The organism is Collinsella sp. TF11-5AC, from assembly GCF_003436775.1.
GTDB lineage: Bacteria > Actinomycetota > Coriobacteriia > Coriobacteriales > Coriobacteriaceae > Collinsella.
On the sequence record NZ_QSQO01000017.1, the window covers coordinates 1 to 15,548 of the forward strand.

The window sequence follows — 15,548 nt, forward strand, 5'->3', positions numbered from 1 at the left end:
GTGACATCGTTTTTATGTCAACCTTGGTCTAACAGAGCCAATAAAAAAGGCCGCCTAGGACCAAACAATACGTCCTAGGCGGCTTTTTTGGCGCGCATCAGCGACCGTAAGAGATATCGGAGCACAACGCCCGTTGCCGCACCACAGCAGTCGATCATCACATCGGTGATCATGCCGGCGCGTCCCGGCACAAAGAGCTGAATCGTCTCGTCGATCGAGGGAATCAGCAGCAGGAACACCGCCGTGGGCAGCAGCACGTCAAAGGTGCGCCGGCCCTCAAAATCAAAGGCGTGCGTTGCCAAGATACCGAGCACCATATACTCGGTAAAATGCGCGCACTTGCGAACAACAAAGTTGGTCACCCATGCATATGGAAGTCCCACGCCGTGCAGGAAACCGCGGATAGCTTCCATGACTGTTAGGCTCAGCGAGCCCGACCCCGAGCCGGGAACCAGCGAATTGCCCCAGATCAAGAGCGCCATCAGGCAGGTCACGACCGCCCATTTTCGATTGATCTTAACCATGCAGAAGTTATGCCTCCGCGCGGAGCGGCGCGAAGCTGGCGGTACCGCCCTCGATAACGCTCAGATAGGCACGGCCCGTACGCTTGGCGGTAGAGGACTGCAGGCGCTCGATCTCTTCCTCGAGGATCTGATTGACGCGCTCGTGACGACGATTTTCCATAATGCCGGCGGCAATAGCCTCGGCTCGTTCGATGCTCTCACGCGAGATGCGGGCAGTATCCTCGGGGAACACAGCGCTGTGACGGCCAACATAGGCGGGGGCAGCAGGCTGAGGGGCAGTGACGGGAGCGGGGGCTGCAACAGGAGCAGGCTCGTCAATCTCATCCAGAATCGCGGTGGCGGCGGCCCACATGTCCTCGTGGCCCGAGTAATCGGCCATGGGGACATCAACCTCGAGCGAGGCGTCCGGAAGGTCGCCGGTGTCGATGCGATCTTGGGCATCAATCGATGCGGTGATGGCTGCAGGCTCATCGAGGTCATCGAGATCGATGTCCGCGGCACCGGAAATGATAGGCATGCTGGCGAGGTTTGCGTTGTACGGCGCAGCCTCAGCCGCCTGCTGCTGGGCAGGAGCGCCCCAAAGCGAGCTTTCGGCGGCACGGCGGGCGGCAACGGCCTCCTCGTCCGCGGTCATGGCTTCATCAACGTACGAATTATCGGCAGAAACGTTCGCGTCCGCCGAGGTAGCGCTGTAGGCGTTATTGGCTGCCGCGTTGGCAACGAGTGCCACAAAAGCCGCCGTGCTGCCCGCAGGGGCGGCCTGGGAGCCCGACACGGCACGCGCCGCGGCGGCGATGTCGTCGCGATTGAAGGAGCCGGTCTGCCCGCCGTTGGTGAGCTCGTCGATGGCGACTTGATAGACGTCGCGCGAGCGCGCAGGGTCGCAGCTAACCGGCGAATCGTCGTCGAGCATGCTGTCGATCATGGACCAAGCCTCGGCCTCGTCCATAGCATCTGCGGCTCGAGCGATGGTAGGGACACCATCATCGGCATGACGGCGCTGGAACGCACCAGTCAGGCCGGAAAGGAATGCCGAGGTAGACTGCTCCGACTGAGCCTGAGAAGCAGAAGCGGCAGCATATGGAGTCGCATCCTGCTGCTGAGCTGGAATCGAGGCGGTCTTGAACTCGCTTTGATGCTGATTGAGATTGGCGGCACCGCCAATGGCATCGGGCTGGAACAGACGCTCTTCACGCTGCGCACGGTACTCGGAGATACCCAGCGAGGCGGCATAGATGCCCACGCCCGCCACCGCACCGACGGCAAAGGGAACAGCGCCCGCGACAACCGTCTCGTTGACCGACGAGAACGGCAGCGTCGCGGCATACATCACCACGGGGGCGGCAAGGCCGATCCCGCAGGAAAGTCCGGCAAGGACTGCTCGTTGTGTTGCATCAGAAGAAGCCATGAGCTCTCCCCATCTTCCAGCACCCAAATCGCATCATTAAGTTGGCTGCGCGAGAGAAGATGAAGCGGGACATGCGTCCCAAAGCAACGGTATATGGTTCGTTTCATCTGCGTTTTCCGTCGCGAAGCTTAAAAGTTATTATGCGAAACCGACCCTCCGATTGCAAGCGGCGATGCCGGATTGTGGCTCGAAAACCGCTGTTTGTCGGTCATAAGGTCAAAAAATGTTGCCGAGTGGCACCATAAAGAAAGGGCCGGGATATAAACCCCGGCCCTATTGCCCATTCTTATGGCAGCTTTGCGCGCAGTTATGGTCTAAAACGTCTGCTCGTAATCACTGTGTTTTTTGGCCGAACGCACCAGGAACTCCTGGTTGGTGTTGGTGCCCTTAAGACCCTTGATAAACGACGCCGCCGCGCGCTCGGTATTGTTCATGCCGGCGAGTATGCGACGCAGGCCAAAGACAAACGGGCGCATCTGCTCGTCGACCAGCAGGTCCTCGTTGCGCGTACCGGAGGCAACGGGATCGATGGCCGGGAAGATGCGACGATCGGCAAGGTCGCGGTCGAGCTTGAGCTCCATGTTACCGGTGCCCTTGAACTCCTCAAAGATGACCTCGTCCATCTTTGAGCCGGTGTCGATGAGGGCGGAGGCAAGAATGGTAAGCGAGCCGCCGTTCTCGATGTTGCGGGCTGCACCCAGGAAGCGCTTGGGCGGATACAGGGCCGCCGAATCGACACCGCCCGAAAGGATACGGCCCGAAGCGGGCGCCGCCAGGTTGTAGGCGCGGGCAAGACGCGTGATGGAGTCGAGCACCACCACGACATCGCCGCCCAGCTCCACGATGCGCTTGGCGCGCTCGATGACGAGCTCGGCCACGCGGGTGTGGTTGTCGGCGGGCATATCGAAGGTCGAGGCCACGACCTCGCCCTTGATGGAGCGCTGCATATCGGTGACCTCTTCGGGGCGCTCGTCGACGAGCAGGCAGATCAGGTGCACCTCGGGGTTATTGATCGAGATGGACTGGCAGATCTTCTTGAGGATCGTGGTCTTGCCGGCCTTGGGCGGCGACACGATCAGGCCGCGCTGGCCCTTGCCGATCGGCGACACGATATCGATGGCGCGACCGGTGATGGAGTCCTTGCCGTGCTCCATACGCAGCGGCTCGTTGGGATAGACCGGGGTCAGATCGCCGAACTTGGGGCGGTTGCGGATCTGCTCGGGATCCAGCCCGTTGACGGTCGTGATCTTGGCGAGGCCGGCGCGCTTGTCGCCGCCGCGCGAGGGGCGCAGGGAGCCCTCAATGACATCGCCCGTGCGCAGGCGCGCGGAGCGGATGAGGTAAGCCGGAACGAAGGCGTCGTCGTTGGACTTCATATAGCCATGGGCATGGATGATGCCGGAGCTGTCCGGACGAATCTGCAGGATACCCTTAATGTCGCGGAAGCCCTCGGCCTTCGCGGCGGTGGTGTAGATCTCCTCGACGAGCTCAGCCTTCTTTTTGCCGGTCGTCTCGATCTCGAACTCTTTTGCCTTCTCGCGCAGCTCGGCGACCTTCATGGCCGCAAGCTCCTCGCGCGAAAGCGTGGGCTCGGTGGGGGCGGCGTTACGCTCCTTGTTGCGCTGCTTGCGGTCGCGCTGGCGGTTGCGGCGGTCGTTGTTGCGATCGTCCTTGCGCTCGTTGCGCTCGTCGTTGCGCTTGTGCTGGCGACGGTTGGGACGAGTGCCGTCTTCGCCCTCGGCGGGCGCGGCGCCATCGGTTGCGACGGCGTCAACATTGGCCGCAGCGGCGTCATTGGCCTCGGCGCCGGTATCGACCTGCGCTTCGACGCCAGCCTGCTGCTCGGCGGCCTTGGCCTTAGCGGACTTCTTACGGCCGCGCTTGGGTTTCTCGGACGCAGGCTGTTCGACGTCCTGGGGCTCGGCGGCATCAGCCGATGCATCGGCGGTCGTCTCGGCGGAATCCTCGGACGCGCCCTTCTTGGAGGCCTTAGCCTTGGACGTGCGCTTAGCAGCGGTGCGACGGCTGCGACCGGGACGGACGTCGGCGGGCTCGGCATCGGCGAGAGCGGCCTCGGAAGTCGTAGCATCCTGGACGGGTGCATCGGCAGCGGTTGCAGACTCGGCGGTCGCCGCAGCATCCCGAGCGGCGGCAGCTGCGGCAGCAGCTTTCTCGGCCTCAACAAACGCCTTGGGCTTGCGACCGCGACGGTGTGGGCGCAAAGCTGGATCGACAACGGGAACTTCGCTGGCCTCGACAGGCGCAGCAGGCTCAGCAGACGATGTGTCCTCCCCTGCCGCGGAACGGACCGAAGCCTCAGTGAGCTCGGGGGCCACCTGTTCGGCAGCCTGCTCGGCCTTAGCAGCCGTGCGGCGGCGTGTGCGCGGTGCCGGCTTCTCGGTCGGCAGGTCGGCGGCAGGGGTCTCGATGGCGGCAGGCGTCTCGGGCACAGACGGAGCTGCAAGCTCGGTCAGAGCCGCGGCCTCGCGCTCGGCAGCACGACGGCGGGCGCGCACCACCTGAGCCTCGCTAATCTGCGCCAACGCACGTGCCTGCGCGACCTCATCGGAAATCGGCGCCGAGGAGTCAGCTGCAACGGTGCGCTTGGCGCGCGTCGTGCGCGTGGTACGGCGCTTGGGCTTGGTGACCTCCTCGCCGTCAGCGGCAGGCTTGGCCGTACGGCGCGTGCGCTTGGGCTTTGCCGGAGCAGCCTCCTCAACAGTTGCAGGCGCAGGCGTCGAAGCAGCCTTAGGCGTCTCAGGAGCCGAGGCTTGCGCGGGCGTCGCGACCTGGTCCGACGCAACCGGTGCAGCGGGAGTGGTCTGCGTCGTCGTTATTTCATTTTCTTGCTGTTGATCAGACACAGTGTTTGCTCAACTTTCTTTTCAAGCCCTGTGATCACATGCTCCCTGCATAAACCTTCAGGGCGGCTAAACAGTCTAGTTCCGTTCAAAACGACGAACATCATTGATCTGTATCGAGATGATTGCGTCAACTACGCAGCGTTAGTGTAACACAACCGCCGTCACCTGCAACTTAGTCATCGGGGACGTTCATAAACGACTAGTCAAAAGGGATACTCTTTACAAAGTTTCGACGTATGCCGCATCACCTCATACGTTGCGGTGACACGGTTCTCAAATCCCGCCCAGTATCTCTCAAACAGGAACCATTCTACCGCAACTCATAAGAAGAAGGCAGATTGGCCCTCAAACCTCGAGAAGCGAATCGGCCGAAGAGCAGGGCGAACATTCCTAAGATCGCTGTGCCACGGATTGCCCCCATCTACTACGTTTGGCCCCGAACCCCCGACCACACCATCCTAATTGCAAAAATCGCAAGTCCTCTACCTGCGGTTTTATTATTGTTGATATCGGCATGGTTCGGGGTATGCGACTAAACGTAGTAGATGACCCCGATTCGTGGCAGCGGCTCTTCCGCCGCGCCCCCGCGGACAATAACGATCCGCTTCCACCGTGCCCAAGGGATCGTTTTCAATACATGGCGGTTTACTACGATGAATTGCTCAACCGCAACCACGCCGAAACTCACATAAGTAAAATCGCAGCTAGAGGGCTTACGGTTTTCGATGAAAAGCCAGTGTGGTCGGCTTCCCTCGATTCATCGTAGTAAACCGGTATAGTTGTGTTTTAGTCTCACTTTGCAACTAACAATAAAGTCTCGCCAAACGCAAAAAGTCCGACCTCCGCATGGGAGATCGGACTTTCGATACTCAGTTAACCAAGCCTACGCAGCCAAACGACCAGCGCTTACATCTGCTCGGGCGCGGAAACGCCAACGAGGGTGAGCACCAGGGCGAGCGTCACACGGACGGCATCGCAAGCGGCCAGACGGGCACGCGAAAGCTCGGGGTCGACGGGACGACCCTCGCTCGGCAGCACCTGGCAGGCAGCGTAGAAGCTGTGGAAGTCACCGGCGAGTTCCTCGGCAAAGTGGGTCAGACGGAACGGAGCGCGATCGCGAGCGCAGCTGGCGATCAGGTCGGTGAGCTCGTTGAGCTTGCGCGAAAGGGCGAGCTCGGTCGGGTCGGTCAGCAACGAGTAATCGACGTTCTCACCGATGGCCTTGGCGGCAACGGCCTTCATGCCCATCTCGTCGGCCTGCTCAGGCGTTACGTCGGCGGCACGGCGCAGGATGGAGCACACGCGGGCATGAGCATACTGCACGTAATAGACCGGGTTGGAGTTGTCGCGCTTCTTGACGGCCTCGATATCGAAGTCGACCATCTGGTTGGAGCTCTTGGAGATGAGCGTGTAGCGAGCGGCATCGGAGCCAACCTCGTCGACGAGCTCCTGAAGGGTCACCATGGTGCCCTTGCGCTTGGACATACGGACGGGCTTGCCGTTACGCAGCAGGTTGACGAGCTGGCCCAGTAGAACCTCGAACTTGCCGGGGTAACCCAGAGCGTCGCAGACGCAGCGGACGCGCTCGATGTAACCGTGGTGGTCGGCGCCCCAGATGTCGATGACGTGATCGACGCGCTGGAACTTATCCCAGTGATAGGCGACGTCGGAGGCGAAGTAGGTGTACTCGCCGTCGGACTTGATCAGGACGCGGTCCTTGTCGTCGCCCAGATCGGTGGAGCGGAACCACAGGGCGCCGTCCTTGGTGTAGAGGTAGCCCATCTTGTCGAGCTTCTCAAAAGCGCGGTCGACGGCGGAGGTGCCGGCGGTCTCGCCCTCGGTGTCCTTCACATACAGCGAGCGCTCGGAGTACCAACGGTCAAAGTCGCAGTTGACGGCGTGGCAGAGGTCGCGCATGTTGTCGACCATCTTCACGTAGCCGCGCTCACGGAAGCTCTCCATGCGCTCCTGCGGATCGGCGTCGACCCACTTGTCGCCGTCGGTGCGCCAGAACTCGGCGGCCTCGTCGATGATGTAGTCGCCGCCGTAAGAGTCCTTGCCCAAGGTCTCGGCAAAGTTGTCCTGATACGGATGGGTCTCGGGATGCTCGTCGTTCTCGTCGGCAACAAAGGCGTCACGGTCGGCGATCAGCAGCTTGTGAGCCTCGTCGATATCAACGCCCTGCTTGGCGATGATGTCGGCAAGCTGCATATAGCGCGTGCTGATGGAGTTGCCGAAGGTGTTCATCTGAGAGCCGTGGTCATTGATGTAGAACTCACGCTGGATGTCGTAACCGGCGTGGTCCATGACGCGGCAAAGGGAGTCGCCCAGAGCGGCCCAGCGGCCGTGACCAATGTGCATGGGGCCGACGGGGTTGGCGGAAACGAACTCGACCTGGGTCTTCAGGCCACCACCGACGTTGGACTTAGCGAAGTCCATGCCCTTCTCGCGAGCCTCGCCAAAGATGGCATTCTTGACGGCAACGGAGAGGTAGAAGTTGATGAAACCGGGGCCTGCGATCTCAACCTTCTCGATCGCGGGATCCTCGGGCATATGGGCAACGATGGCCTCGGCGATCTTGCGCGGGGCGCAGTGGGCCAGCTTGGCGGACTTCAGGGCCATGGTAGAGGTCCACTCGCCATGAGAAGTGTCAGCCGGTCGCTCGATAGCGCAATCGTCAAGTTCAAATGCGGAAAGGTCGCCGGCCTCCTGGGCCGCAGCAAGCGCAGCGCGTACCAGCTCTTCAATCTTCTCGGGCATAGATCCTCCTTGTGTTAAAGCCCCCGAGCTCTTGGTCACTCGTAGGGCAAAAGCCAGAGTTTGTAGCACTCTATCACAAGCGAGGGGCACTGTCGCAGGGTAAAGCCAATCGAAATTGCATATGCACAAAATTGACTACAGCTTGTATGGAGTCACTCAAAGATGCCGGTCTGCCTGCAGATTATGCACGCGTTGAAAATGCATAAAGGTGTGAATGAGCTGTGTCTTTTATCGAATACTCTTACCTATCAGAGTTGTGTGCTTTTCCTGCATAAAGCGAGGATTTGCGCACGTCAGCGTGTTATTCTAGACATACGTAAATTCGTATAAGTTGGAGGTAGCATGTTCTCAATCGGTCAACACGTCATTCATCCGGGTCAGGGAGTCTGCACCGTCGTCGGTTTTAGGGACGACACGCCGCAGCCCATGTTGTTGCTCGAGGCCAAGCAGGGGCATGCGCAGACGATCCTTATGTACCCCGTGGCGCAGGCCGACCGTCTGCATGCCGCCATCTCTCAGCAAGATGCCGAGCATCTGCTGAGCCACTATGACGAGCTGGAGTGCGACACCTTTACCGAGCGCAACAGCTCGCTTGAAGAGACACACTTTAAGCAGCAGCTCAAGCTGGGCGCGCCCGAGACGGTCCGCGTGGCAAAGACCATGATGCACCGCATTCGCCAGGCCGAGGAAGCCGATAAAAAGCCCAGCTCTTACTATATGCGTGTACTCAAGGAAGCCAAGCGCCGCTCCATCGAGGAGTTCGCCGTGGCATTGGGCGTCACCGAGGAGGCCGCCGAAGCCCGCCTAGCCCAAGCCGCCCTCAACTAACCCATCCGCGCCAAAAACCACCACAAAGGGGACAGGCACCTTTGTGGTGGTTTTTTCGTTCTAGTCGTTCTAGTAGTATTCATTCTTAGCGATACCTGCGAGCACAAGGAGTCTTTTATGGCAGAGCCACTTTCCGCCGGAATCACCCGCGACCGTGCGTTCGAATTGCTCAACGAGCACAATAAGGACCCGTTCCACATCACCCACGGCGAAACGGTCGAGGGCACCATGCGCTACTTTGCGCGCGAGTTCGACCCCGAGAACGAGGAGTTTTGGGGCATCGTCGGTCTGCTGCACGACCTAGATTGGGAGGAGCATGAGGACGACCCCATGAACCACACCATCTATGCGGCCGAGATCCTTGAAGGCGAGGGCGCCTCTCCCGATCTCATTCGCGCCATTCAGACGCACACGTCGGACTTCAACACCTCGCTGCCCAAGCCCGAGCTGCAGATGGAAAAGATCCTGTTTGCCTGCGACGAGCTCACCGGCTTGATCGGTGCTGCCGTCATCATGCGTCCGAGTAAGAGCGTCATGGACTTTACGACCAAGTCGCTCAAGAAGAAGTTCAAGGACAAGCGCTTTGCCGCCGGCTGCTCGCGCGACGTGATTACGCAGGGTGCCGAGATGCTGGGCTGGGAGCTCCCCGAGCTCTTCGACCGTACCATCGCGGCCATGCAGTCCTTCGCCCCCGACCGCGATACCTTCCAGGCCTAACCGCCCACGCCACCTAAAACCGCCACAAAGGGGACAGACACCTTTGTGGCGGTTTTCGTTTACGAGGGGTTTAGGGGCGGACCTGACCGGTGCCGCGGAGCTTGTATTTGTAGGTGGTGAGGGCCTCGGCGGCAAAGGGGCCGCGGGCGTGGAGCTTTTGGGTCGAGATGCCAATCTCGGCGCCCAGGCCAAACTCGCCGCCGTCGGTAAAGCGCGTGCTGGCGTTGGCATACACGGCCGAGGCATCGACCTCGTCCAGGAAGCGCTCGCAAGCATCCGTGTCCTCTGCAACGATGGCCTCGGAGTGCATCGTGCCGTAGCGGTTGATGTGCGCGATGGCCTCGTCCTCGTTCGCCACGACCTTCACGCTCATCTCGAGCGCCAGATACTCGCGACCCCAGTCCTCCTCAGTCGCGGCAACGTAGTCATCGCCCTCGGCAAGCCCGGTGTCGGCGCATGCGGCGCACGTGGCCTCGTCGCCGTGAATGAGCACGCCGTGGTCATGCAGCACGGCCACGACCGCAGGCAAAAACGCATCGGCCACGGCACGGTCGACCAGCAGCGACTCGGCGGCATTGCACACGCCCACGCGCTGCGTCTTAGCGTTGACGATAATATTGAGCGCTTTATCGAAGTCGGCGGATTCATGCACGTAGATGTGGCAGTTACCCGTGCCCGTCTCGATCACCGGAACGAGCGACTCGCGCACGCAGCGCTGGATCAGGCCTGCACCGCCGCGCGGAATGAGTACGTCGACAACACCGCGGAGCTTCATGAGCTCGCCAGTGGCCTCGCGGTCGGTGGACTCGATCATCGACACGGCCTCGCGCGGGAAGCCCTTGGCCTCGAGCGCATCGGCCAGCAGCTCAGAAATCATGGCACACGAGTGATAGGCCAGCGAGCCGCCGCGCAGAATGCAGGCGTTGCCGGTACGGATGCAGATGCCCGCGGCGTCGGCCGTCACGTTGGGACGCGCCTCGTAAACCATGGCGACCAGGCCCAGCGGCACACTCACACGGGTCAGGTCCACGCCGCTTGCAAGCACGCGGTGGTCGAGCACGCGGCCCACGGGATCGGGCAGCTCGGCGAGCTTTTCCAGGCCGGCGGCCATGCCCTCGACGCGCTCGGGCGTCAGCAGCAGACGATCGAGCAGTCCGGCCGAGGTACCCGCATCGCGCGCAGCGGACATATCGAGCTCGTTGGCGGCGACGATGGAGTCGACGCCGTCGCGCAGCGCCGCGGCCATGGCGCGCACGGCCTCCTGGCGCTGTTCATCGCTCGCCGTGGCAAGCGAGGCCGACGCTGCCTTGGCGGCAACGGCAAGATCGTGGACATACGTGGCTATATCGACCGACATGGGCGGCCCTTTCTCCTAGAAGTTTGCAACCATGGTAGCCGATTTGCGCATGGCCTCGCCCGCGGCGGTAGAATTGGTCAACCCGAAACACCGCAACGAACGGAAGACTCACATGGCCCTCATCACTTCGTACCACGTCCCCGGCCTGTATGTCGAGGACCACAGCATCGACGTCCCCCTCGACTGGCGCGGCCTGGAGCCGATGCTCCTGGCCGTCGGCAGCACCATGCGCCGCGGCGCTATACCGACACCCATCGCCGGTGCGCCCGAGAGCATCAAGCTCTTCTACCGCGTGGTTTGCGCACCCGACCGCATCAACGACGACCTGCCGCTCCTTCTCTTTTTGCAGGGTGGCCCCGGTGGCGAGAGCCCGCGTCCGCTGTCGCCCACAAGCGATGGCTGGATCGAAGAGGCCGTCAAGCATTTCCGCGTCGTGCTGCCCGACCAGCGCGGCACCGGACGCAGTAGCTGTGTAGACGGGCGCACGATTGCCGCACTGGGCGAGCGCGCCGAGGCGGCAGGCTCCGATGCGGCCCGCTCGCAGGCGGACTTCCTCAAGCGTCACCTCGCCAGCTCCATCGTGCGCGATTTTGAGTACCTGCGCCTGGTGGGCTTTGGCGGCAAGCCCTGGGTCACACTGGGGCAGAGCTACGGCGGCTTTTTGACGTTGAGCTATCTGTCGCTCTTCCCCGAGGGCGTGGCGGCAAGCTTTACCTGCGGCGGCATTCCGCACGTGCCGGCGAGCGCCAGCGAGGTCTACGCGCACACCTTCCCGCGCATTGCCGCCAAGACGCAGCAGTATTACGACCGTTACCCCGCCGATGTCGAGCGCGTGGCAGCCCTGGCCGATGCGCTCGAGGCTCAGAAGCCCGTGCTGCCCGACGGCTCGCCAATGACGGTCGAGCGCCTACAACTCATGGGCAGCGACTTTGGCATGAAGCCGAGCTTTGAGCGCATGCATTGGATTATCGATCACGCGTTTGTTACAGGCGACGGTACGCTGAGCTGCGGCTCCTCGGTATCCGACAGCTTTTTGATGCGCGCCTTCGAGCGCACCAACACGCGCACGAATCCGCTGTACTGGACGCTGCAGGAGTTCATATACGCCGACGGTGACACTATGCCCATTGGCTGGGCCGCAGCTGAAGAGAAGGCACACCACGCCGAGTTCGACACCCTCGCGCGCCCGCTCATGTTTACCGGCGAGGCCATGTTCCCGTGGATGTTCGAGCAGATGCCCGAGCTCAAGCCCTTCAAGCCCGCCATGGACCTGCTGATGGAAGACACCAGCTGGGACAAGATCTATGACCCGCAGCGCCTGGCGTGCAACGAGGTGCCCCTGCAGGCCGCGGTGTACTTCGATGACATGTACGTGGACTCGGGCATGCAGCTCGATACGCTCAGCCGCGTGGGCAACTCGCATGCCTGGGTGACCAACGAGTTCGAGCACGACGGCTTGCACGGCAGCGTGGTGTTCAAGCACCTCTTCGACGAAGCCCTCAACCGCGGAGACCTGCGCCAGATCTTCTAGCAAAGGAGTGTCCCAAAGTGCCGGCACATAAGGAACGTCCCCAAGTGCCGGAAAAGGAGAGGCAGCACTGCTGGCAAAACGAGCCGCAGCGCTGCCTCTCTTTATGCAAACACTATCAAGTTGTCCCTATGGATCGCGGGCTTCTCGGCCAGGTCTGCGAGCAGGCGGTTGCTGGCAATCTGGTCCTGGCGGCGGCCGGCGGCAAGCTCCAGCACGTCCGAATCGGCCTCGGCGATACCACGGGCGACAACCATGCCGCTCGGGTCGCACACGTCGAGCACATCGCCCTCGGCAAACTGGCCATCGACCTCGCGAATACCCACCGCGAGCAGCGACGATCCGCGGCTGACCAGCGCCTTCGCGGCGCCGTCATCGACCGTCACCGAGCCGTGCGCCTTGTCGCCCAGTGCAATCCACAACTTGCGCGGCGCAATGTCCAGGCGCTCCGCCGGCGGATCGAACAGCGTACCCACGCTCTCGCCGCGGGCCAGACGCACGAGCGCATCGGGCTCCTCGCCCGAGCAAATCACGCTTTGAATGCCCGCCGTCATGAGAATGCGGCTCGCGCGAATCTTGGTGATCATGCCGCCCGTACCCACCGATGTGGAAGAATCGCCCGCCGAGGCGATAATCTTGGCATCGATCTTATGCACGACCGGGATAAACTCGGCCGTCGGATCCTCATGCGGATTGGCGGTGTAGAGGCCATCGATGTCCGAGAGCGTCACGCACAGATCGGCAGAAACCAGGCAGCTCACAAGCGCCGCCAGCGTGTCGTTGTCGCCAAACTTGATCTCATCGACGGTGACGGTATCGTTCTCGTTGACGACCGGCACCACGCCGAGCTCCACCAGGCGAAGCAGGGCGTCGCGCGCGTGCAGGTAGGACGTGCGGCGCGCCGTGTCGTGACGCGTGAGCAACACGAGCGAGGTGAGCAGGTCGCGCGCATGGAACTCCTCGTCGTAGGCCGACGAGATGATGCACTGACCGGCCGAGGCGCAGGCCTGCAGGCTCGGCAGGTCGCCGACCGGCTTACGGTCGAAGCCCAGCACGGGATAGCCGCAGGCAATGGCGCCCGAGCTCACCACGATCAGGCGCCAGCCAAGCTCGCGCAGCGCTGCGGCCTGGTCGGCAAGCCCGCCGATAAAGGCGCGGTTGACCTTGCCGTCGGCGCCCACCACCGTGGACGAACCGATCTTTACCACCATCGTTTTATAAGAAGTCGTCATACGTCAAACCAATCAACTGTTCAGCGAACGGCCGAGCTGGCGGCCAAGGAAGCGTGACTCGCCCCTACCGCCCAAGGAATTAGTGAGCCCAGGGAAAGGCAGAAGCCGCGGCCATGTTCTTGCGCACAAGCTCGTCGCGCACCTGTGCCAAGCCCTGCTCCATGCCCACCACATAAGTCTGCGGGTACAGGAAGCGCTTGTAGACCGGATCCAGATGGTCCAGTGCCCAGGTGCAACGCTCGCGTGCGTCCTCAATGCTCTCGCGCGGGGCAACGGCGCTGCCATCGCGCACGATCGGCGCCAGCAGCTCGCGATACTCGAGCTCGGACACATCGGTCACCAGCGCAGCATCGTTCACGGCCACGAGGGTATTACCGCGCGCGGCGCCCTCCCCAGACAGATGATCCTCGTCATAGATCATGTCGCAGATCGGGCCGCCAAAGCCGTCGTAATAACGGCGCACGCGCTGCACACCCGGGATCGTGCGCTTGTAGGGCTGCTCGGAGAGCTTAACCACCGGCGTCCACGGATCCGTCTCGCTCGCACGGCGGGCGGAAAGCTTATACACACCGCCAAGCGCCGGCTGGTCGTAGCAGGTCGCGAGCTTGGTACCCACACCAAAGCTATCGATGGGCGCACCCTGATCGAGCAGCGACTGAATCGTGTACTCGTCCAGATCGTTGGAAACCGAGATCCCTACATAGGGCAGGCCCTCGGCATCAAAACGGCCACGCACATATTTGGAGAGCTTGGCGAGGTCGCCCGAGTCGATGCGAATAGCCGACAGGCGCTCGCCCACCGCCTCCATCTCCTTGGCAACCGTAATGGCATGCTCGCAGCCCTCGCGCACATCGTAGGTGTCGATGAGCAGCGTACAGTTCTTGGGGCTCGACTTGGCAAAGGCACGGAAGGCCTCGAGCTCGGAATCGAAGCTCATCACCCAGCTGTGCGCATGCGTGCCAAAGACGGGAATACCGTAGCGGCGGCCGGCGAGCACATTGGACGTAGAGGAACAGCCGGCAACGTAGCTCGCGCGCGCGACGGCCAGGCCGCCATCGGGACCCTGGGCGCGGCGCAGGCCAAACTCGGCCACGGGACGGCCGTCCGCCGCCAGCACCACGCGCGCCGTCTTGGTGGCGACAAGCGTCTGGAAGCCGACGATGTTGAGCAGCGCCGTCTCGAGCAGCTGGCACTCCAACGCGGGGCCGGTAACGCGCACCATGGGCTCACGCGGAAAGACGAGCTCGCCCTCGGGGACGGCGTCGATGTTTACATGCGCACGAAAATCGCGCAGGTAGTCGAGGAATTCAGGCTTGAACATCGCGCCGCCGGCCGGGGCCTGGAGCGAGGCGAGGTAGTCGATGTCCTCGGGCGTAAAGCGCAGGTTCTCGACCAGCTCGGGCAGCTCGGCGGTACCGCACATGACGGCATAGGCGCTACCAAAGGGATGGTCGCGGTAAAACGCGGTAAAACAACCCTGCTCATTGGCCTTGCCGCTCTCCCACAGGCCCTGGGCCATAGTGAGCTCGTACAGATCGGTGAGCATTGCAATGTCGGTGGGATGAGAGATATCGGTCAAAGCCATGGGGCGACCTTTCGGATGAGTGGCGCAGAAGGTGATGGTTGGACGAGGCGGACGTGCGGGTATGGAGCCCGGCGCGAACAGGTTAGCGCAGGCCCATGCTGCCCGTGATCGTGTAGACCATAAAGACAATAAACGCGATGAGGGCAAGGACAATGATGATTTTTTGAGCCGGCGCCATGCCAGGGATCTCGTTCTCGCCCGTAGGCTCCTTGGAGGTAACCATGCGCTGGGCAAAGGTCATCTCGTCACGGCTCGGCTTGGGCTCGACGGACTTGGAACGAGCGACCTTTTTAGGCTGAGGCTTGGGCGCGGCAGGTGCAGGCTTCGCAGCAGCGGGCTTGGGTGCGGGCGCGGGCTTGGGCTCGGATGCAACCTTCGCGGCGACCTCCTCGGCCTTCGCACGCTCGGCACGCAGGGCAGCCAGCTCCTCACGCTCGCGACGGGCCTCTTCCTGAGCCTCGCGGCGGGTCTTCTCGGCGCGGAGCTCTTCCAACTCGGCGCGCTCCTCGTCGGACAATGGTTGGAACTCAAGCTCGGCCATGGTGCAGCCCTTTCTTTCAAAAAAAGCCGCCGACACAATGTCAGCGGCTTATCAAATCCAAGGGTGGAGACGAAGGGAGTCGAACCCTCGGCCTCTGCCATGCGACGGCAGCGCTCTCCCAACTGAGCTACGTCCCCAGGACAAGTCGATATTTTACCTACGGCTCGCCAACTGTCAACGCCCAATAACCAGTCTTTTTGGGGC

The 15,548-nt window shown here is 62.1% G+C and carries 11 protein-coding genes and 1 tRNA gene; 3 read left to right on the forward strand and 9 right to left on the reverse strand.

Annotation, left to right across the window (positions count from 1 at the left end; all coding sequences use genetic code 11):
- Positions 1 to 74 precede the first annotated feature (74 nt).
- From DXD16_RS07620 to argS, 4 genes are all read right to left on the reverse strand, one after another.
- Complete coding sequence (locus DXD16_RS07620; protein ID WP_117655687.1) at positions 75 to 524, reverse strand: VanZ family protein; 450 nt, start codon at positions 522 to 524, stop codon at positions 75 to 77.
- 7 nt (positions 525 to 531) lie between these two features.
- On the reverse strand, positions 532 to 1,932 hold the full coding sequence (locus DXD16_RS07625; RefSeq protein WP_117655688.1) for a hypothetical protein: 1,401 nt from the start codon (positions 1,930 to 1,932) through the stop codon (positions 532 to 534).
- A 314-nt stretch (positions 1,933 to 2,246) separates the two neighbouring features.
- Positions 2,247 to 4,796, reverse strand: coding sequence for a transcription termination factor Rho (gene rho, locus DXD16_RS07630; protein ID WP_233502671.1), 2,550 nt, complete (start codon positions 4,794 to 4,796; stop codon positions 2,247 to 2,249).
- A 906-nt stretch (positions 4,797 to 5,702) separates the two neighbouring features.
- On the reverse strand, positions 5,703 to 7,556 hold the full coding sequence (gene argS / locus DXD16_RS07635; protein ID WP_117655689.1) for an arginine--tRNA ligase: 1,854 nt from the start codon (positions 7,554 to 7,556) through the stop codon (positions 5,703 to 5,705).
- Between the two features lie 342 nt (positions 7,557 to 7,898).
- Between argS and DXD16_RS07640 the strand changes: the two genes are divergently transcribed.
- Entirely contained in the window at positions 7,899 to 8,384 is a 486-nt protein-coding gene (locus DXD16_RS07640; protein WP_089572030.1) for a CarD family transcriptional regulator, read from the forward strand.
- Between the two features lie 117 nt (positions 8,385 to 8,501).
- Positions 8,502 to 9,101: an HD domain-containing protein gene (locus tag DXD16_RS07645; protein ID WP_055252329.1), complete on the forward strand. Its 600-nt coding sequence runs from the start codon at positions 8,502 to 8,504 to the stop codon at positions 9,099 to 9,101.
- A gap of 70 nt (positions 9,102 to 9,171) precedes the next feature.
- Here the strand turns inward: DXD16_RS07645 and DXD16_RS07650 are convergent, their stop codons facing one another.
- Positions 9,172 to 10,458, reverse strand: coding sequence for a glutamate-5-semialdehyde dehydrogenase (locus DXD16_RS07650; protein ID WP_117655690.1), 1,287 nt, complete (start codon positions 10,456 to 10,458; stop codon positions 9,172 to 9,174).
- A gap of 112 nt (positions 10,459 to 10,570) precedes the next feature.
- Between DXD16_RS07650 and DXD16_RS07655 the strand changes: the two genes are divergently transcribed.
- Positions 10,571 to 11,989, forward strand: a complete 1,419-nt coding sequence (locus tag DXD16_RS07655) for an alpha/beta fold hydrolase (protein ID WP_117655691.1) — start codon at positions 10,571 to 10,573, stop codon at positions 11,987 to 11,989.
- Between the two features lie 101 nt (positions 11,990 to 12,090).
- Here the strand turns inward: DXD16_RS07655 and proB are convergent, their stop codons facing one another.
- The 4 genes from proB to DXD16_RS07675 all read right to left on the reverse strand — a co-directional run bounded on the left by proB (position 12,091) and on the right by DXD16_RS07675 (position 15,481).
- Positions 12,091 to 13,218, reverse strand: a complete 1,128-nt coding sequence (proB, locus tag DXD16_RS07660; protein ID WP_089572036.1) for a glutamate 5-kinase — start codon at positions 13,216 to 13,218, stop codon at positions 12,091 to 12,093.
- A 79-nt stretch (positions 13,219 to 13,297) separates the two neighbouring features.
- Positions 13,298 to 14,803, reverse strand: a complete 1,506-nt coding sequence (locus DXD16_RS07665) for a nicotinate phosphoribosyltransferase (protein ID WP_117655692.1) — start codon at positions 14,801 to 14,803, stop codon at positions 13,298 to 13,300.
- An 82-nt stretch (positions 14,804 to 14,885) separates the two neighbouring features.
- On the reverse strand, positions 14,886 to 15,344 hold the full coding sequence (locus DXD16_RS07670) for a hypothetical protein (RefSeq protein WP_117655693.1): 459 nt from the start codon (positions 15,342 to 15,344) through the stop codon (positions 14,886 to 14,888).
- Positions 15,345 to 15,408: 64 nt separating this feature from the next.
- Positions 15,409 to 15,481 (reverse strand) — tRNA-Ala (locus DXD16_RS07675).
- Positions 15,482 to 15,548 lie beyond the last annotated feature (67 nt).

What these genes read in the sequence shown, in the direction of transcription:
- DXD16_RS07670 (WP_117655693.1), bottom strand. Translation starts at nt 15,344, where the DNA reads ATGGCCGAGCTTGAGTTCCAACCATTGTCCGACGAGGAGCGCGCCGAG.
- DXD16_RS07655 (WP_117655691.1), top strand. Translation starts at nt 10,571, where the DNA reads ATGGCCCTCATCACTTCGTACCACGTCCCCGGCCTGTATGTCGAGGAC.
- DXD16_RS07665 (WP_117655692.1), bottom strand. Translation starts at nt 14,803, where the DNA reads ATGGCTTTGACCGATATCTCTCATCCCACCGACATTGCAATGCTCACC.
- DXD16_RS07650 (WP_117655690.1), bottom strand. Translation starts at nt 10,458, where the DNA reads ATGTCGGTCGATATAGCCACGTATGTCCACGATCTTGCCGTTGCCGCC.
- DXD16_RS07645 (WP_055252329.1), top strand. Translation starts at nt 8,502, where the DNA reads ATGGCAGAGCCACTTTCCGCCGGAATCACCCGCGACCGTGCGTTCGAA.
- DXD16_RS07640 (WP_089572030.1), top strand. Translation starts at nt 7,899, where the DNA reads ATGTTCTCAATCGGTCAACACGTCATTCATCCGGGTCAGGGAGTCTGC.
- proB (WP_089572036.1), bottom strand. Translation starts at nt 13,218, where the DNA reads ATGACGACTTCTTATAAAACGATGGTGGTAAAGATCGGTTCGTCCACG.
- DXD16_RS07625 (WP_117655688.1), bottom strand. Translation starts at nt 1,932, where the DNA reads ATGGCTTCTTCTGATGCAACACAACGAGCAGTCCTTGCCGGACTTTCC.
- argS (WP_117655689.1), bottom strand. Translation starts at nt 7,556, where the DNA reads ATGCCCGAGAAGATTGAAGAGCTGGTACGCGCTGCGCTTGCTGCGGCC.
- DXD16_RS07620 (WP_117655687.1), bottom strand. Translation starts at nt 524, where the DNA reads ATGGTTAAGATCAATCGAAAATGGGCGGTCGTGACCTGCCTGATGGCG.